At 26.7% G+C, this 17,782-nt stretch carries 20 protein-coding genes; 15 read left to right on the forward strand and 5 right to left on the reverse strand.

All coding sequences use genetic code 11. The annotated features are described in order from the left end of the window. Positions 1 to 33: 33 nt before the first annotated feature. Both CSBG_RS08025 and CSBG_RS08030 read right to left on the reverse strand, forming a co-directional pair. Complete coding sequence (locus tag CSBG_RS08025; RefSeq protein ID WP_008678577.1) at positions 34 to 471, reverse strand: GatB/YqeY domain-containing protein; 438 nt, start codon at positions 469 to 471, stop codon at positions 34 to 36. 107 nt (positions 472 to 578) lie between these two features. Continuing rightward, positions 579 to 1,442, reverse strand: coding sequence for a S66 peptidase family protein (locus CSBG_RS08030; RefSeq protein WP_008678579.1), 864 nt, complete (start codon positions 1,440 to 1,442; stop codon positions 579 to 581). A 345-nt stretch (positions 1,443 to 1,787) separates the two neighbouring features. On the opposite strand from CSBG_RS08030, the gene CSBG_RS08035 reads away from it, so the two are divergent. From CSBG_RS08035 to CSBG_RS08065, 7 genes are all read left to right on the forward strand, one after another. After that, on the forward strand, positions 1,788 to 2,195 hold the full coding sequence (locus tag CSBG_RS08035; protein WP_008678582.1) for a hypothetical protein: 408 nt from the start codon (positions 1,788 to 1,790) through the stop codon (positions 2,193 to 2,195). 74 nt (positions 2,196 to 2,269) lie between these two features. Continuing rightward, on the forward strand, positions 2,270 to 2,650 hold the full coding sequence (locus CSBG_RS08040; RefSeq protein WP_008678585.1) for a desulfoferrodoxin: 381 nt from the start codon (positions 2,270 to 2,272) through the stop codon (positions 2,648 to 2,650). A 129-nt stretch (positions 2,651 to 2,779) separates the two neighbouring features. Further along, a complete protein-coding gene (locus tag CSBG_RS08045; RefSeq protein ID WP_008678587.1) occupies positions 2,780 to 3,931 on the forward strand; it encodes an MFS transporter in 1,152 nt (383 codons plus the stop codon). Positions 3,932 to 3,946: 15 nt separating this feature from the next. Further along, positions 3,947 to 4,633, forward strand: a complete 687-nt coding sequence (locus tag CSBG_RS08050) for a SprT family zinc-dependent metalloprotease (protein WP_008678589.1) — start codon at positions 3,947 to 3,949, stop codon at positions 4,631 to 4,633. Between the two features lie 274 nt (positions 4,634 to 4,907). Then, a complete protein-coding gene (locus CSBG_RS08055) occupies positions 4,908 to 5,108 on the forward strand; it encodes a hypothetical protein (RefSeq protein ID WP_035285192.1) in 201 nt (66 codons plus the stop codon). A gap of 76 nt (positions 5,109 to 5,184) precedes the next feature. Beyond that, on the forward strand, positions 5,185 to 5,454 hold the full coding sequence (locus CSBG_RS08060) for a hypothetical protein (protein WP_035285194.1): 270 nt from the start codon (positions 5,185 to 5,187) through the stop codon (positions 5,452 to 5,454). Between the two features lie 460 nt (positions 5,455 to 5,914). Further along, a complete protein-coding gene (locus CSBG_RS08065) occupies positions 5,915 to 6,142 on the forward strand; it encodes a TIGR04540 family protein (protein WP_008678591.1) in 228 nt (75 codons plus the stop codon). A 56-nt stretch (positions 6,143 to 6,198) separates the two neighbouring features. Here CSBG_RS08065 and CSBG_RS08070 read toward each other — a convergent pair whose 3' ends face one another. Further along, positions 6,199 to 6,417 (reverse strand): hypothetical protein, encoded by a 219-nt coding sequence (locus tag CSBG_RS08070; protein WP_008678593.1) that lies wholly within the window; start codon positions 6,415 to 6,417, stop codon positions 6,199 to 6,201. A 159-nt stretch (positions 6,418 to 6,576) separates the two neighbouring features. On the opposite strand from CSBG_RS08070, the gene CSBG_RS08075 reads away from it, so the two are divergent. Then, a complete protein-coding gene (locus CSBG_RS08075) occupies positions 6,577 to 7,203 on the forward strand; it encodes a CoA pyrophosphatase (RefSeq protein WP_008678597.1) in 627 nt (208 codons plus the stop codon). Between the two features lie 21 nt (positions 7,204 to 7,224). On the opposite strand, the gene CSBG_RS08080 is transcribed toward CSBG_RS08075, so the two are convergent. Beyond that, positions 7,225 to 8,511, reverse strand: a complete 1,287-nt coding sequence (locus tag CSBG_RS08080; RefSeq protein WP_008678599.1) for an NCS2 family permease — start codon at positions 8,509 to 8,511, stop codon at positions 7,225 to 7,227. Positions 8,512 to 8,741: 230 nt separating this feature from the next. Between CSBG_RS08080 and CSBG_RS08085 the strand changes: the two genes are divergently transcribed. The 3 genes from CSBG_RS08085 to CSBG_RS08095 all read left to right on the forward strand — a co-directional run bounded on the left by CSBG_RS08085 (position 8,742) and on the right by CSBG_RS08095 (position 10,560). Further along, on the forward strand, positions 8,742 to 9,884 hold the full coding sequence (locus CSBG_RS08085; RefSeq protein WP_008678601.1) for a glycosyltransferase family 2 protein: 1,143 nt from the start codon (positions 8,742 to 8,744) through the stop codon (positions 9,882 to 9,884). Between the two features lie 175 nt (positions 9,885 to 10,059). Then, on the forward strand, positions 10,060 to 10,326 hold the full coding sequence (locus CSBG_RS08090) for a metal-sensing transcriptional repressor (protein WP_008678603.1): 267 nt from the start codon (positions 10,060 to 10,062) through the stop codon (positions 10,324 to 10,326). A 24-nt stretch (positions 10,327 to 10,350) separates the two neighbouring features. Further along, positions 10,351 to 10,560: a heavy-metal-associated domain-containing protein gene (locus CSBG_RS08095; protein ID WP_008678605.1), complete on the forward strand. Its 210-nt coding sequence runs from the start codon at positions 10,351 to 10,353 to the stop codon at positions 10,558 to 10,560. A 27-nt stretch (positions 10,561 to 10,587) separates the two neighbouring features. Here CSBG_RS08095 and CSBG_RS08100 read toward each other — a convergent pair whose 3' ends face one another. After that, positions 10,588 to 11,034: a MarR family transcriptional regulator gene (locus CSBG_RS08100; RefSeq protein WP_008678606.1), complete on the reverse strand. Its 447-nt coding sequence runs from the start codon at positions 11,032 to 11,034 to the stop codon at positions 10,588 to 10,590. Positions 11,035 to 11,196: 162 nt separating this feature from the next. Between CSBG_RS08100 and CSBG_RS08105 the strand changes: the two genes are divergently transcribed. The 4 genes from CSBG_RS08105 (at position 11,197) to galE (ending at position 17,774) form a co-directional block, all read left to right on the forward strand. Then, positions 11,197 to 13,434, forward strand: a complete 2,238-nt coding sequence (locus CSBG_RS08105; protein WP_008678608.1) for an ABC transporter ATP-binding protein — start codon at positions 11,197 to 11,199, stop codon at positions 13,432 to 13,434. After that, positions 13,431 to 15,290, forward strand: a complete 1,860-nt coding sequence (locus CSBG_RS08110) for an ABC transporter ATP-binding protein (RefSeq protein ID WP_008678610.1) — start codon at positions 13,431 to 13,433, stop codon at positions 15,288 to 15,290. The genes CSBG_RS08105 and CSBG_RS08110 overlap by 4 nt, the downstream gene beginning before the upstream one ends. Before the next feature lie 322 nt (positions 15,291 to 15,612). Beyond that, positions 15,613 to 16,776, forward strand: a complete 1,164-nt coding sequence (locus CSBG_RS08115) for a galactokinase (protein WP_008678611.1) — start codon at positions 15,613 to 15,615, stop codon at positions 16,774 to 16,776. A gap of 11 nt (positions 16,777 to 16,787) precedes the next feature. Then, positions 16,788 to 17,774 (forward strand): UDP-glucose 4-epimerase GalE, encoded by a 987-nt coding sequence (galE, locus tag CSBG_RS08120; RefSeq protein WP_008678612.1) that lies wholly within the window; start codon positions 16,788 to 16,790, stop codon positions 17,772 to 17,774. Positions 17,775 to 17,782: the final 8 nt, after the last annotated feature.

The raw sequence follows: 17,782 nt of genomic DNA on the forward strand, positions 1-17,782 counted from the left end.
AAATAAAAACCTCTCATAGCGAGAGGTTTTTATTTATCCTAATATATTTTTTACCATAGGATTAATTTTTGATCTATCAAACTTACCATTTACTTTTGGCATTATTTCTTTCATTATTTTTCCCATGTCTTTAGGTCCATAATTACCGTTTGTAATTATTTCTTTAAGCATAGATTCAACTTCTTCTTCGCTTAATTGTGCTGGAAGATATGGTGTTAATAAATTGATTGCAAAGTTTCCTTCTTCAATCTTATCATTATCATTTAATTGTATAGCATATTGAAGAGCTTCTTTAAGTTGTTTAATTTGTTTTTCTATAATTTTTATAACATCTTCATCTGAAATATCTTTTCTTTCATTAACTTCAAAAGCTTTGATTTCTGAATTAACTAATCTTAAAACATTAACAGTAGCTTTATCCCTAGCTTTCATAGCAGCTATTTCATTCTTTTTTAATTCTTCTTTTAACATATAATTTCACCTCACTGGAATACTTATAATAAACAATATTGTTTATCCTTGTTAAAATTATATACTTTAAGGAATATTATTGCAAGAAATCTAATTATAAGCAAAGACTAGTCTAAGTATAAACTTTTTCCTATACCTATGCATTTAGAATTTGAACTATGGCCTAATTCATCTGTTTTAGCTATAGGAATAATAGGATTTTCAAGTATTTTTATAAGTATATCTTCAATTTTAGGAGATGATGAATCCTTTTCTAATTCAGTAAATGTTCCTAATAAAATTCCATTTATATTATCAAAGGCTCCGATTTGTTTATATTGAGTTAGAAAAGTTGTTATTTTATTAATATCTCCACTTAATGCTTCAAGAAAAAGTATCTTATTTTTAAAATCTGGCATGAATTTTGTCCCAGCTAACTTTAAGAAGCATCTAATATTGCCTCCAATAACAGTTCCAGACATAGAGCTACCTTGAATCCATTTATAATTAAAGTTAAATAAATCAGAGTTTCCTTCTAAAATGCTGTTTTTAAAATTATTAATTTGGTTTATAGAATCTTCTCTTATAAGATTTCTTAATTGATAATTATAATTAACAGTATTTGATTGTTTTAATAATGCATTTAAGATTACAGTTAAATCACTGTATCCAAAGAAAGGTTTCTCATATTTTGAAATAATATCATAATCTAAATAATCAAGAATTTCATTACATAAATCTCCACCGGATAAATCAAATATAATCTTAATATCCTCATTAATATATAAATTCATAAGTTCTTTTGCTCTTATTTTAGGATCGTATGTCATCCCGGAACTATCTTTAAACAATGTTTTCGATGTTATAACATTAATTTTCATAGATGATAATATAGTTATTAATTCGTCTATTTTCTCTTTCATATTTACATCTAAGCCATTGGAACAGGATATTAGTCCAATTGTATCATTTCTATTTAATAAACTTTTCATAAAATCCTCCATAATATTAATTATTTATTATTTAGTATAAAAAATAAAAATTAAAAAAGCAATTAATTAGTTTCATAGTATAGATTCATATATATAACATTAAGGGATTAAATTAGGTATTTATATAAATAAAGTAATGATAGATATAAAAATGTAAATAGAATAAAAATTTAAGTTAATAATAATTATTTCATTATAATATAGTTTTATATCAAGCGTAACTTTTAAATAAGTATGAATATTATAATTAATTTTAAAATTTCTATATTATGTATATCAATTATAGAATAATAAACTTATATTTAGAATATTTTTATAGTATATAAGTTTATAAGTGGAGGATATATGAAGTATAGACTTTATGTAAATGGTAAATGTAAAAATACAAGAAATTTTCAAAGTGATATTGGAATTGGTGGAGTAATTTTAAGTGATCATGGAGAGGAAATTTCATTTTCAAGAAATGTAGGAGTAGGTACTTGCTCAGAGGCACAAATCTATGCTATTTTGCAAGGGATATATGAAATATCAAAATTTAATAATGCTACTAGCATTATAGTATATGTTTCAAATTTAATGCTTGTAGAATATTTAAATGGTAGAGAGCATGAAGTAAGTCCGGGAACCGAAGTTTTAGCAAATAGATTAAATAATCTAGTGGAAGGTTTGGGAATAAGCATATATTATGAGTATTTTGAAGTAAATGAGTATAATTATGTAAGAACATTAGCAGAAGACGCTTTAAAGTTATAAGAAAAATTTGTAAGTATGGGAAAAGTATAGTAAAATATATATCATAAATATTTATTAAATGAGGAGTGAGTTTTATGGTAAAGAAATTACAAGTATATAAATGTGAAGTGTGTGGATCAATGGTTGAGGTTTTAAATGAAGCAATGGGGACTTTAGTATGTTGTGGCAAGCAAATGACTTTATTAAATGAAAACACTGTTGATGCGGCTGTAGAAAAACATATACCAGTAGCCGTAGAAAAAGATGGAGAACTTTTAGTTAAAGTTGGAGAAGTTGAGCATCCAATGGTGGACGAGCATTTCATTCAATGGGTAGAAGTTATAACTACTGATGGTGAAGTTTTAAGAAAAGAATTAAATCCAGGTGAAAAACCACAAGCTACATTTAAAGTAAGTGGTAATGTAGATAGAGTTAGAGAATACTGTAACTTACATGGATTATGGAGCAATAAATAGTAAATAATATAAATGCTATCTTAGATTTCTAAGATAGCATTTTGTTGCTTATTAAATGCTTATTATTTACATTACTATCTACAAATGATAAAATTTACAGGTAGTAATAATAAAATGGAGGTAATACAAATGAAGAAGTATTATAGTATGACTACCTTCTTGACATTTGGAGTTTTTAGTATATTAACAACTTTTTACTTTCCTTATTTAAATCAAGAAATTGGTTTATCATTAGGAGAGGTCGGACGAGTAGTATCAATAGGAGCATTATTTACTTTAGTTGCACAACCTATATTATCTAATAGATTTTCTAAAGTAAAAAATAAAAATAGATTTATATTAATTTATTTAGTTAGCGTTTTTATATCTATAGTAGGACTTATGTTTATAAATAAGAATTTATCAATAATATTTGCTCCTATATATGGCTCTTTACTTGGATCAGTAGCAGGAATATTTGAAATATATATTGAAGAATTATCAATAAGAAATGGATATGAATTTTCAGATATAAGAAAATGGGGATCTATAGGATATGCATTTATAGTATTTATTGCAGGTATTATAATAAATAAATTTGGATATAGGATATTACATATTTTAGCTCTACTTATGGTTAGTGCAATGATGTTAGTTATAATCTTAAAGTTTAAGGATAATATAGAAATAAATGAGAAACAAAATAATACAAGAATAAAAGATTTATTTAAAGATAAGAATATTATATTTCTTATAATAGTAGTATTCCTAGGTATGGGGAGCTATATGGGCTTAGACTTTGCTTATTCTTCTTACTTAGTGGATATAGTTGGTGATGTGAATAAAGCAAATGAGATATATAGTGCATCAATAAGTTTTAGGGTTGTAATTGAATTCTTTACATTTATGATAATTGCTAAGTATTTAAGCAATTCTAATAGCAAAAAGTGTCTTACTATTGCTTTATCAATAGCTGCAATTAAAGTCCTATTATTTTCTAGCGGAAGTGTTTTCCTTATAGTTTTAGGAGATCAGCTTCATGGAATAATGTATGGATTATATTTAAGTTTCTTATTTAAATATTTAAGAGAAATATTAGATGAGCATTTAGTTGCTACTTCTTTTGCAGTACTATCTGTATTAAGTACTGGGGGTTCTAATTTTATATATCCATCTATTTATAGCTTAATTCAAGGAAAGTTTGGTTATGTTGGGATGTATATATTAGGCTTTATATTATTAATATTATCAGTAGTGATTTTCTTTAGTTTCTTACCAAATCCAAAGAAATCTATAAAATAAATTATTGTTGTTTATATGAATAGAAAAGTTAATTTAAATAATCAAACTATTGAATATGTATTAATTTTTAAGAAAAAGAAAAATATTTCTATAAAGATTGAAAATAGCGGAGAAATAAAAGTACTTGCACCCTTAGGAGTAGATTATAACTATATTGATGATTTAATTATTAGAAAGGCTAATTGGATATTAAAATCTCTAGATAAGATGAATAAAGAAAGTTCTATTGATAATAAAGCTATCTTATTAGGAAAATATTACAATTTAATAATAAATAAATCACATGAAGATAAGATATTTAGGGATAATAGTAATATAATCATAAATAGTAAAGACTTAAATAGACAGTATATTGATGAATTATTAATAAGTTGGTATAAGAATATGGCACTAGACATTGTTGGTAAAAGAGTAATGGATATTTCTAATAATATTTATATAAGGCCTAGTAAGATTATTATAAAAGATCAGAAAAGTCTTTGGGGAAGTTGTAATTCGAGAAGAGAAATAAGATTGAATTGGAGACTTGTTCTTATGCCGCAATTTGTTATGGATTATATAATTATTCATGAACTATGTCATATAAAGCAAATGAATCATTCGAAAGAATTTTGGAAATTAGTTGAATCACATTGTCCGAATTATAAAGAAAGTAAATATTGGCTAAAGGAAAATGGAGCTATGTTAATGAAGTTAACATAGCTCCATTTCTTAGAGTAAATCTATACTTTTATATCTAACCTAATACATGACAATAGTTGATATTAATTGACTTTATTAAATGTAGGTAATTATAAAATAATAACTTTAAACATTTATATTATTTATATAATATAATTTTATAATTAATAATATTAAATTATATTTTTAAATAAGTTATCTAAATAAAAAATTATTAATTGAAACGTAGACTAAGTTTTTTATAAAAAATTTGGAATACTAATTATATGAAATTTATAAACTTAGGAGGAAATATATGAAGAAGATTATTATTTTATTATTTTTAGTGGTTTCAACATTTTACTCTTGTAGTAACAAAGAAATTAATAGTAAAACTGAATCTAATATTCAAGATAAAACAGAAGATAAGCAAAGAACTATAAAAGATAATGATGATACTGTAATTTTAAAAGCTTCATTTAAAGAAAAAAAATGTAGATATAGAAGATTTAATTAAAAAAGTACAAGAAGATTTAAGTTCAAAAGGATCTGTAATAAGTGTAGTAAATAGAGAAGGGGATTGTATTTATATAATGACTACCGAATCAGAAGCTAAAGATATACGGATTCATAAGATAAATGCATCTAAAGGCTTAAATTCTAGTGACTATATAAAGGGACAAAGAAATACTAATTATGAAAAAGTTTCTGAAAGTATAAAAGGTGGAGAATATTTAATAATTCCAATTAAAGCAGAAAATGAGTTTACTGAAGAGGCAATTTCATGGATTTCTAAGGATGGGAAAGTTAAAGTTTATGAAACAAAAGGAGAAAGAAGTTCCGAAATAAATATGTTTAATTAGGAATGGGAATATGCTAATTATATTTTCTATTTATGTGGAATGTTCTAGAGACCTATCATGAACTTATTTAATTTTTATAATACTTTATTTACTGGAGATAGAATTTTTTAAGAACGGATATATATCCTTTTATTAAATATGATAAAACAAACTAAAATGATGATTCAAAAAGGAATAAAAAACTTCTTAATAATAGAACATCATTAGTTAATAGATTATCCATTATAAGGGAGTGTAACAGGAATATAGTATTAGAAAATGGTGAAACTAAAGAATGTGGGTCTCAAGAGGAATTAATAGCGATAAAAGATTTTTATTATAATTTATATAGGACTCAATATAGTTTTTTGAATCAAGATGAATAAAATATGAAATTTTTTTAAAAATAATACTAGAAAAAAACACTTATAGTATTTATAATTAACTTATAAAACTATAGAAAAGTATTAAGGAGATGAACATGAGAGCCGTATATAGAAATCCAAAGGAATTAGCAACTTGTTTAAAGGACTTAGTAGATAATTATTTAGAGGATTTACTGAGTTATGAAAATTTAGAAAGTAAAATTAAGAAAATAGTTGAAGCAAATGGAGATAGAGTTTATAAAGATGGAAAAATATCATTAAAACTATATCCATATTTGGGTGATGAAAGAATAGAAATTATTGATAAAATAATTAAGGAATAAAAAATGGCCTCCATAGAGTATACTATGGAGGCTTTATCTAATAAATTTTCACTTTTTTATAAATTAAAAATAGATAATTTCTTTTCTTCATATGGAATCTTGTCTAGTGAATGTTTTAGTGTTAAAAAGTCCATTTCTACTCTATCAATTTTACCTGATAAAATTTCTTTTTCTCTTTCTGTTTTTGCTTTTTGATTTTCATTAAGTAATATACTTAATTCCTCAGAAAGTTCAAACATTCTTAATGCTGCTTCATAGCAGTTATTTATTTTCATAAAATCACGTCCTTGTATAATATTAACAATATTATACAATATATGTAATAAATTATCAAATTGCTTAAATGTTTTCAGCTGGAGAAAGACAAAAAATTATTTATATAAATAAAATGTTAAATCATATTGGATTAAGGTAGAAATAAAAGGAGTATAAAGATGATAAATGATGTTATTAAAAAATTTTATAATAATATTCCATATATAAATGGATGGCAAAAAATGAAAAGAGCTTCTGTAGCTATATTACTCGTAGAAGTAGAGGGTAAATTAAATATAGTTTTTGAAGTTAGGGCAAAGCATATGAGAAGTCAACCAGGAGATATTTCTTTTCCAGGAGGTAAGATAGATTTAAAAGAAAATGAAAAGGAAGCTATAACTAGAGAAGTATGTGAGGAATTAGGTTTATCAAATGAAGATTTTGAAATAATAGCTCCACTTAATTTATTAGTTACTCATTATAGTTTGCTAATACATCCCTTTGTTGGATATATTAAAAATTTTGATAACATAAATATTAATAAAGATGAAGTTGATCATATATTTTTAGTTCCATTAGATTACTTGTTAAATAACGAGCCTAGAATAGAAAAAAGTAAGATTATAGCTAATCGCTCAGAAGATTTTCCTTATGATTTAATAAATGGAGGTAAGAATTATAAGTTTAAAGAGGGAGTATATAGATCATTATTTTATAAATATGAGAATTATGTTATTTGGGGTATTACAGCATTAATATTAGAAGATTTTTTGAATGATTTTAATAAAGATATGACTAAAGGCTAGGAAATTCCTAGCCTTATATTTTTAAATACTATGTAGTATAAAATATACTATAAATACAAATGAAATTATATACATCACAATTGAAAGTTGATCTTTTTTCTTCGTTATAAGTTTCATTATTGTATATGATATAAATCCAAATGCAATACCATCTACTATACTAAAGGTTAGTGGTATTAAAACAATAATTAAAAATGATGGAATTGCTTCTGAAATATCATTAAAGTCTATATTAACTATTCCTTTAATCATTAAACTTCCTATAATAATTAAAATTGGAGCAATTACTTCATTAGGGATCAAATTTATAAATGGAATAAATAATAAGGATATTAAAAGTAGTAATCCCGAAATTAATGATGTTAAACCAGTTTTTCCCCCAGCAGCTATTCCGGCTGCTCCTTCTACTGTAGAAACAGAAGGACTTGTTCCAAATAAACCACACGTTATTGTTGATATTGCTATAGCATTTAATGCTTTACTTTGCTTTTCAGGAGCTTTTAAAAGTCCGTTTATTTGTCCATGTAGTAAACCTATATTTTCAAAAATTAATACTAAAGTTAATGAAAAAGTAGAAATCCAAAAAGGAATAGTGAAAAATGCACTTAAATCTATATTGAATAGAATTCCTTTATATTCATTAAAATTAGGTAATGAAAACTTTAAGCCTGTTGTATCAACAAGGTTTAATAAAATTGCAGCTATAGTACCAACAACTATACTTATTAAAAATCCACCAGGAATATTTTTAGCAAATAATATTACTGTTAATAAAAACATAGCTATGAAAAATATTACCCTTGGATCTGAAAGTGATCCGATTTTGACCATTGTAGATGGATCTGAAATAATTAGACCTCCTTTTTGAAAGCCTAAAAATGTAATAAATAATCCTATTCCAATAGTTATCGATTCCTTTAATGAATTAGGTATAGATGTATCTAGTATTTTAGATAAAGGTGTAATAGCAACAATTAAAAATAATATTCCAGCCATAACAACACTTGCTAATGCTTGATTAAATGATAATCCCATACTTAGTACAATTGTATAAGTAAATAGTGCATTAATTCCCATACCAGGCATAATTACAAGTGGTGTATTACTCATGAAAGACACTAATAAGCATCCTACAAATGAAGCAAGTACAGTTGCAATTATAAGTGGTTCTTGTGATTTACCTCCATCACTTAAAATACTAGCATTAACTACAATAATATATACTGCAGCAAAAAAAGAAGTTAAACCAGCTACTAGCTCAGTTTTAAAATTAGTTTTGTGTTCCTTAAGTTTAAATAATTTGTCCATCCTTTCTGTAAAAACCTCTTTTCTTTATCCCTCACCCGCCCGCACCGATTGATGTCTAAATAATTATATCATTAAATTTTTAAATTTAAAGAGTAGAAATAAATTAAAGTCAAATTTTATATATAAAAAGACAAAAAATTATATTCAAATATATTTTTGCAAAATTACAACAAAATTATTCGTTAAATCATAGTATATAGAAGATATTAATAGAGTAAAGGGGGATAACTTTGACAAATAGAATTACTATAAGTTTATGTATGATAGTAAAAGATGAAGAAAAGACATTAGCAAGATGCTTATCTTCAGTAAAAGATATAGTTGATGAAATGATCATTGTAGATACTGGTTCTACGGATAAAACTGTTGATATAGCTAAAAGCTTTAATAGCCAAATATATAGTTTTAAGTGGATTGATGATTTTGCAAAAGCTAGGAACTATGCTTTTAGCAAAGCTACTAAAGAATATATTTTTTGGCTTGATGCAGACGACTATTTGGATGAGGATAATATAGAAAAATTCAAAATATTAAAAGAAACTTTTGATAGAAATGTTGATACTGTAACTATGGAATATTCTTTAAATAGGGATGTAAATGGTAATACAACTTATTCCTTAAAGAGAAATCGATTAGTAAAAAGATCTAAGGGTTTCAAATGGATAGGAAGAATTCACGAATATTTAGAAGTAGGAGGAATTAGTTTAAATAGTGATATATCCGTAAATCATGGAAAAGTTAAACCTAGTGGGGATAGAAATCTGACCATTTTTAAAAAGATGGAAGAAGAAGGAGAGAAATTTAGCGTAAGAGATATGTTTTATTATGCTAATGAGCTATACTATAATGGCTTATATGAGGAAGCTACAAAAAAATATGAAGCTTTTTTAGATACTAAATTAGGTTGGGTGGAAGATGTAAAAACTGCTATAGCTAATTTGATTCAATGCTATACTAATACAAATAAACCAGAAAAGAAAATAGGAATAATTTTGAAGTCCTTTGAATTTGATGTTCCTAGGGCTGATATTTGCTGTAGGCTTGCAGAAATATTTTTAAGCAAGAAACAAATTAAGCAAGCAATCTTTTGGTATAAAATTGCAATGGGATGCATTCATGAAAAAGATAATCTTGGAATAGATAACCGAGATTATTATACTTGGATACCAAGTATTCAATTATGTGTTTGTTATTCTATCCTAGGTGATTATGATGCTGCTTATTATTATAATGAATTAACAGCGCTATATGGTGGAAATATAGATAAGGTAGATTATAACAGAAAATTTCTAAAATCTAAATTTGAGGAGCTTGGAAAAACTACTCCGGATCTTGATTATAAGTTGATTGATAGAAGATATAGATTTTTTTAAATAGTATAATAAAGTGTTGTCGTATTGTGCGATAACACATTTTTTTCTTAACTTATTTGAATATAATATATATTTAAAAGTACATACTATTTATACAACTAAATATATTGACAAATATATTTTAAATATTATAATTTAATTATAATACACCCCTAGAGGGTGGGGGAGGTATATTATGAATGAAGAGAGAAAGAAATCATTACAATCTTTAAAAACTGCTAAAGGACAAATTGATGGAATAATAAAGATGATTGAAGAGGATAGATATTGTATTGATATTTCAAATCAAATTTTTGCTGCCCAGTCATTATTAAAGAAAGCAAATCTTATAATATTAGAAAATCATTTGTCTCATTGTGTTAAAGATGCCTGTATTAGTGGTGATGGAGACGAGAAAATAAATGAAATTATGAAAATATTAGATAAAGTTATAACGAGATAAATTATTAAAGTGGAGGTTTTGAATATGAAAAAGAAAATAAATATTGAAGGTATGAGTTGTGGACATTGTGTTGCACATGTAAAGGAAGCATTAGAGGAAATAAGTGGAGTTGAAATTTTAGAAGTTAACTTAGAAGGTAAAAATGCTTTAGTTAATACAGAAGTTGAAGACAATACTTTAATAGCAGCCATAGATGAAGCAGGCTATGATGTAACATCAATAGACAAATTATAGAAATTAAAAATGAGCAATATTAATTGCTCATTTTTTTAGTTTAATTAATATGTCATACATCTCCCTTATTGAAGCATCTAATTTATATAAATCTTCATCATTTAAAGTTGAAATTTTATTAAATAAATTATTTTTTATTTCACGCTTTTTATTTTTTAGAAGGTTATGAGCTTTTTCAGTTAGTTCTATATTTATTTTTCTTCTATCATTTGGATCTGTATACCTATTTACAAGCCCATTGCTTATTAATTTATCTATTATTGGAGTCATATTTGGCTTAGATATATCTAAGCATTTAGCAACATCAGATACTGACATCGATTTCTTTTGTGAGAGATAAAATATTACTTTCACATGAGAGGGAGGAATGGAAACCCCTTTAACCATTTCGCTTGGATTGAATAATCTATTATGTATTTGGAATAATAGATTAAGTAAATTATCAGATATATCATGTAGTTCATTATTATTCATATAGTCCCTCCTAAGTATTTATAACAATTTAATTATAAACTATTTTTTTTTATTATACAACTATAAATGTTATTGACATATAATAGTTATGAAAATATAATTAATATATATTTCTAATAATTAACTTAAAAATAAAGCAGGATTTGAAAGGAGATAAATAAAATGATGAAACTGACAAAGTACTTAAAACCATTTATCGGTTCTATCATTGCTGTAATAATATTATTATTTATTCAAGCTGTTAGTGAATTATCATTACCAGATTATATGTCTAATATAGTAAATATTGGTATTCAGCAAGGTGGAATAGAAAATTCGGTACCTACTATAATACGTAAAAGTGAAATGGATAAGCTTTCGATATTTATAGGGGAGGATGATTTTAAATTCATAGAAGATAATTATACATTATTAGATAAAGATACTCTTTCAAAGGATGAATTTGATAAATATTTAAAAAATTATTCAAAGCTTGATGAAGAACCTTTATATGAACTTAATTCAAAAAATAAAGATTCTATATCTAGATTGAATAGTATTTTAGCTAAGCCAGAGCTTATTGTATATGGAATTGAAAATGGTAGTTTTGATACTGCTATACTTGGAAATATGTCAAATAATATGCCTGTGCCAGCTGATACAGATCCTTTTTTTATTTTGAGTAATATTCCTAAAGAGCAATTAAATGTTTTAAAAGATTCAATAAATGAAAAATTTGAAGAAATGCCGGATAGTATGATAGATCAAGCTGCTGTCTCATATGTTAAAAATGAGTATTCTGAAATAGGAATAAATACAGATAAACTACAAACAAACTTTATTATTATTTCTGGATTAAAGATGCTTGGAATAGCATTGATTAGTATGGCAGCTGCAGTTGCTGTTGGTCTTATATCTGCAAGAATAGCAGCTGGATTAAGTAGATCTTTAAGAGGAGATGTATTTAAGAAAGTTACAAAATTCTCTAACGCTGAATTTGATAAATTTTCAACTGCTTCTTTAATTACACGTAGTACTAATGATATACAACAAATTCAAATGCTTATGGTTATGTTATTTAGAATAGTTTTCTATGCTCCAATATTGGGCATTGGTGGTGTAATGAAAGTATTAAGAACAGATACAAATATGACTTGGATTATAGCAGTAGGTGTAATTCTAATTTCATTACTTGTAAGTGTATTATTTGGATTTGCTATGCCTAAGTTTAAAGCAGTTCAAAAGTTAGTTGATAAATTAAACTTAGTTACTAGAGAGCATCTAACAGGTATGTTAGTTATTAGAGCTTTTAGCACTCAAAAGCATGAAGAAGTTAAGTTCGATAATGCAAATAAGGATTTAACTAAAACAAATTTATTTGTTAATAGATTAATGTCATCAATGATGCCAGTGATGATGCTTATAATGAATGGACTAACACTTTTAATTGTATGGGTAGGATCTCATCAAGTTGATTTAGGGACAATGCAAGTAGGAGATATGATGGCATTTATGCAATATGCAATGCAAATAATAATGTCATTCTTAATGATTTCAATGATTTCAATAATGTTACCTCGTGCATCAGTATCTGCTCAACGTATTAGTGAAATACTGTATACAGATTTAAGCATAAAAGATAAAGAAAACCCTAATAATTTTATGGATTCTAAAAAGGGTTATGTGGAATATAAAAATGTAAGCTTTAAATACCCAGGTGCAGAAGATTATGTCTTAGAAAATATTAGTTTTACAGCAAAACCAGGGGAAACTACAGCTATTATTGGAAGTACTGGTAGTGGTAAATCAACATTAATAAATTTAATACCAAGATTTTATGATGTATCTCAAGGTCAAATCACTATTGATGGAGTTGATATAAAAGATGTAAATCAAAAATCATTAAGAGATAAAATTGGATATATTCCTCAAAAAGGAGTACTTTTCTCAGGAACTATAGAAAGTAACTTAAAATATGGTTCTCCTAATGCAACTGCAGAAGATTTAGAAAAATCAGCACAAATTGCACAAGCATTAGAATTTATTGATAATAAGCCTGAAAAATATAATACTGAAATTTCTCAAGGTGGTACAAATGTATCCGGTGGACAAAAGCAAAGATTATCTATTGCTAGAGCTTTAGTTAAGAAACCAGAAGTGTATATTTTTGATGATAGTTTTTCAGCTTTAGATTTTAAAACGGATGCTGCTCTTAGAAAGTCACTTAAAGAAAATATTAAAGATGCTACTATGATAATTGTTGCACAAAGAATAAGTACAATAAAGGATGCAAATCAAATTATAGTATTAGATGAAGGAAGAGTTGTAGGAATTGGAACTCATAAAGAGCTTTTAGAAAACTGTGAGGTTTACGAGCAAATAGCCTTATCACAACTTTCAAAGGAGGAACTTATGTCATGAGTAATAATGTAAGAAATAAAAGACATGGTGGTTTCGGTGGTCCTATGGGTGGAATGCAGGTCGGTGGCGGAAAGGCTAAGGATTTTAAAGGAACTGTTAGCAAGCTATTAAAATATTTAAAACCATATAGAATATCAATTATCACAGTATTAATATTTGCAATAGGTAGTGCTGCTTTTTCAATAATAGGTCCTAAGATATTAGGAAAAGCTACAACTAAGTTATTTGAAGGATTAGTAAGTAAAGTATCAGGAGAAGTAGGCGCTGCAATAGATTTTACTTATATAGGAAATATAATAGCATTATTATTAGTATTATACGTAATAAGTGCAGTATTTTCATTTATTCAAGGATTTATAATGTCTGGAGTTGCTCAAAAGGTTTCATATAATCTTAGAAAAGAAATTGCAGAAAAAATAAATCGTATGCCACTTAAATACTTTGATAAAATGACACATGGAGAAGTTTTATCAAGAGTTACTAATGATGTTGATACAGTAAGTAATACTTTAAATCAAAGTTTATCACAAATGTTAACATCTATAACGACATTAATTGGTGTTCTTATAATGATGTTATCAATAAGTGTAACAATGACTATTGCAGCAATAATAATAATACCTATATCAGGTATATTAATAGCTTTAGTAGTTAAAAAATCACAAAAGTATTTTAAAGAACAACAAAATTTCTTAGGACATGTTAACGGGCATGTAGAAGAAGTATATAGCGGTCATAATATAATGAAGGCTTTTAATGGAGAGGATGCTGCTGTAGAAGAATTTAATAAATTAAATGATACTTTATATAATTCAGCATGGAAATCTCAATTTTTATCAGGAATGATGATGCCTATAATGACATTTATAGGAAACCTAGGGTATGTTATGGTATCTATATTAGGTGGATACCTTGCTGTTAAAAAAACAATTGAAGTTGGAGATATTCTTTCTTTTGTTCAATATATAAGATCTTTTACACAACCAATAGCTCAAACAGCACAAATTGCAAATGTACTTCAATCTACAGCAGCTGCTGCAGAAAGAGTTTTTGAATTCTTAGAAGAAGAGGAAGAAATTGAAGATATTAAGAATCCTGTAAGCATTAATGACATTGAAGGTGAAGTTACATTTAAGGATGTTCACTTTGGTTATAATGAAGACAAAATAATAATAAATGACTTCTCTAGTAAAATAAAGCCAGGACAAAGAGTTGCCATTGTAGGACCTACTGGTGCAGGAAAAACTACAATTGTAAAATTATTAATGAGATTTTATGAATTAAATAGTGGTGAAATTTTACTAGATAATCATAATATAAATGATTTTAAGAGAAGTGATTTAAGAAAAGTTTTTGGAATGGTTCTGCAAGATACATGGTTATTTAGCGGAAGTATAATGGAAAACATAAGATATGGTAATTTAAATGCTACCGATGAAGAAGTTATAGAAGCATCAAAAGCAGCACATGTTCATCATTTTGTTAAAACATTACCAGATGGATACAATATGGAGTTAAATGAAGATGCAAGTAATGTTTCTCAAGGACAAAAGCAATTATTAACAATTGCACGTGCAATCTTAGCAGATCCTAAAATATTAATTTTAGATGAAGCTACAAGTTCAGTTGATACAAGAACTGAAGTGCTTATTCAAAAAGCTATGGATAATTTAATGAAAAATAGAACTAGCTTTATAATTGCTCATAGATTATCTACTATCAAAGATGCAGATCTAATTTTAGTAATGAAAGATGGGGATATTGTAGAGCAAGGTACTCACAATGAACTTTTAAGCAAAAAAGGATTTTATGCTTCATTATATAATAGTCAATTTGAAACTTCACAAATATCATAATTTAAAAGAGTATCGTCATATTTGGACGATACTCTTTTAATATGAAAAGTGAAAAATTAGGTAATTGTTTATAGATGACTTTTATGAGACTATACTTGAAAAATAGTTATATTTATTAGGGGTTCAATTGCTAATTTATAAGTTTATATTGAAGTAGGTAAATTTATTAAATAAGTAAACATAGAATATTTCGCATTTTAGTAAAACAAGTGAAAAATATAGTAAAAAGTTAGTAAAAAAATCAAATATATATTGATAAAATTTTCCTGGGGTGATATTATAGTATTGTAAAGAAATCTAAAATATGATTGGGAGAGTTGTTATGAGAAACGAAATTAATGCTACTTTTAAAAAAGTATTTGGAGAAAAAGAAAATTGCAAAACATTTTTTTCACCTGGTAGAGTAAATTTAATTGGTGAACACACTGATTATAATGGAGGAAATGTATTTCCTTGTGCATTAAGCTTTGGAACTTATGGAGTTATAAGCTTAAGAAATGATAAAAAAGTAAGAATGTATTCAAGCAACTTTGAGGATATAGGTATTATTGAATTTGATTTAGACAACATTAGTTATGAAAAGTCCCATGATTGGGTTAATTACCCTAAAGGTGTAATCGATGTGATGAAAAAACATGGATATGATATAAATATAGGGTTTGATATAGCTGTTTATGGTAATATTCCAAATGGAGCAGGGCTTTCATCCTCAGCATCATTAGAACTTTTAATAGCTGTGATGATGGACAACCTATTTGAATTAAAGATAGATAGAGTAGATTTAGTAAAATTTTCTCAAGAGGCAGAAAATAAATTCGTTGGAGTTAATTGTGGTATAATGGACCAATTTGCAATTGGAATGGGTAAGAAGAATAATGCTATACTTTTAGATTGTAACACTTTAAAATATAATTATTGTCCTGTCGAATTAAAAGATGAAATATTAGTAATTGCAAATACAAATAAGAGAAGAGGGTTAGCTGATTCTAAATATAACGAACGTAGAAGCGAATGTGAGCAAGCATTAGAAGAGTTAAAAACAAAGCTAAATATAAATTCATTAGGTGAATTATCAATAGAGGATTTTGAAAATAATAAGAATTTAATAGATAGTGAAATAAGAATTAAGAGAGCTAAACATGCAGTATATGAAAATCAAAGAACATTAATGGCTAAAGAAGCACTAGCAAAAAATGATTTAAGTACTTTTGGTAAACTTATGAATGAATCTCATATTTCTTTAAGAGATGACTATGAAGTTACAGGAATTGAATTAGACACATTAGTTGAACTTGCATGGAATCATGAAGCTACAATAGGGGCTAGAATGACTGGTGCAGGATTTGGTGGATGCACAGTTGCATTAGTTAAAAAAGATAGAGCTCAAGATTTTATAGAAAAAGTAGGGCAAGGGTATAAAGAAAAAATAGGATACGAAGCTAGTTTCTATATAGCAAATATAGGCGATGGAACTAGAGAAATTTAGGAGGTATAGAAATGATATTAGTTTGTGGTGGAGCAGGTTATATAGGAAGTCATACTGTTTATCAGTTAGTAGATAAAGGCGAAGAAGTAATAGTTGTAGATAATTTAGAAACTGGGCATATAGAAGCAGTGAATCCCAAAGCTAAATTTTATAAGGTTGATATAAGAAATGAAGAGGAGCTTGATAAGGTATTTAAAGAAAATGATATAACAGAAGTTATTCATTTTGCAGCTAATTCTTTAGTTGGAGAAAGCATGACAAATCCTTTAAAATATTACAATAATAATGTTCATGGAACAGAAGTTTTATTAAAGGTTATGATTGCAAATAATGTTAAGAAAATTGTATTTTCTTCTACAGCTGCAACTTATGGTGAAGCTACTAAAATGCCTATAGTTGAAACAGATAGAACTGAACCAACTAATGCATATGGAGAAACAAAGCTTGCAATGGAAAAAATGATGAAATGGGCAGATATAGCACATGGAGTTAAATATGTATCACTTAGATACTTTAATGTTGCCGGAGCTCATGTAAGTGGAAGTATTGGAGAAGATCATAGTCCTGAAACTCATTTGATTCCTTTAATACTACAAGTTCCTCTAGGTAAGAGAGAATTTATATCTATTTTTGGAGATGACTATGATACAGAGGATGGTACTTGCATTAGAGACTATATTCATGTAATAGACTTAGCTAATGCTCATATTCTTGCGGTAGAGCATCTTAGAGGTGGAAATTCTAGTAATATATTCAACTTAGGAAATGGAAGTGGATTTTCAGTTAAAGAAATGATAGAAGCTGCAAGAAGAGTTACTGGTCACGAGATCCCAGCTAAGATTTGTGAAAGAAGGGCTGGAGATCCAGCTAGATTAATAGCCTCAGCTGAAAAAGCAAGAAATACTTTAAAATGGAGCCCAAAATATACTAATGTTGAAGATATAATAGCTTCAGCTTGGAATTGGCATAAGAATAACCCAACAGGGTTTGATAAGTAGGTGATGAT

The organism is Clostridium sp. 7_2_43FAA (genome assembly GCF_000158375.2).
Lineage (GTDB): Bacteria > Bacillota > Clostridia > Clostridiales > Clostridiaceae > Clostridium > Clostridium tertium.

Bases quoted from the DNA above. Each gene is read 5' to 3' on its own strand.
- CSBG_RS08040 (WP_008678585.1), top strand. From the start codon at position 2,270: ATGGTAAAGAAATTACAAGTATATAAATGTGAAGTGTGTGGATCAATG.
- CSBG_RS08090 (WP_008678603.1), top strand. From the start codon at position 10,060: ATGAATGAAGAGAGAAAGAAATCATTACAATCTTTAAAAACTGCTAAA.
- CSBG_RS08080 (WP_008678599.1), bottom strand. From the start codon at position 8,511: ATGGACAAATTATTTAAACTTAAGGAACACAAAACTAATTTTAAAACT.
- CSBG_RS08050 (WP_008678589.1), top strand. From the start codon at position 3,947: ATGAATAGAAAAGTTAATTTAAATAATCAAACTATTGAATATGTATTA.
- galE (WP_008678612.1), top strand. From the start codon at position 16,788: ATGATATTAGTTTGTGGTGGAGCAGGTTATATAGGAAGTCATACTGTT.
- CSBG_RS08070 (WP_008678593.1), bottom strand. From the start codon at position 6,417: ATGAAAATAAATAACTGCTATGAAGCAGCATTAAGAATGTTTGAACTT.
- CSBG_RS08075 (WP_008678597.1), top strand. From the start codon at position 6,577: ATGATAAATGATGTTATTAAAAAATTTTATAATAATATTCCATATATA.
- CSBG_RS08100 (WP_008678606.1), bottom strand. From the start codon at position 11,034: ATGAATAATAATGAACTACATGATATATCTGATAATTTACTTAATCTA.
- CSBG_RS08110 (WP_008678610.1), top strand. From the start codon at position 13,431: ATGAGTAATAATGTAAGAAATAAAAGACATGGTGGTTTCGGTGGTCCT.
- CSBG_RS08095 (WP_008678605.1), top strand. From the start codon at position 10,351: ATGAAAAAGAAAATAAATATTGAAGGTATGAGTTGTGGACATTGTGTT.
- CSBG_RS08030 (WP_008678579.1), bottom strand. From the start codon at position 1,442: ATGAAAAGTTTATTAAATAGAAATGATACAATTGGACTAATATCCTGT.
- CSBG_RS08060 (WP_035285194.1), top strand. From the start codon at position 5,185: ATGACTACCGAATCAGAAGCTAAAGATATACGGATTCATAAGATAAAT.
- CSBG_RS08025 (WP_008678577.1), bottom strand. From the start codon at position 471: ATGTTAAAAGAAGAATTAAAAAAGAATGAAATAGCTGCTATGAAAGCT.
- CSBG_RS08055 (WP_035285192.1), top strand. From the start codon at position 4,908: ATGAAGAAGATTATTATTTTATTATTTTTAGTGGTTTCAACATTTTAC.
- CSBG_RS08105 (WP_008678608.1), top strand. From the start codon at position 11,197: ATGATGAAACTGACAAAGTACTTAAAACCATTTATCGGTTCTATCATT.
- CSBG_RS08035 (WP_008678582.1), top strand. From the start codon at position 1,788: ATGAAGTATAGACTTTATGTAAATGGTAAATGTAAAAATACAAGAAAT.
- CSBG_RS08045 (WP_008678587.1), top strand. From the start codon at position 2,780: ATGAAGAAGTATTATAGTATGACTACCTTCTTGACATTTGGAGTTTTT.
- CSBG_RS08065 (WP_008678591.1), top strand. From the start codon at position 5,915: ATGAGAGCCGTATATAGAAATCCAAAGGAATTAGCAACTTGTTTAAAG.
- CSBG_RS08115 (WP_008678611.1), top strand. From the start codon at position 15,613: ATGAGAAACGAAATTAATGCTACTTTTAAAAAAGTATTTGGAGAAAAA.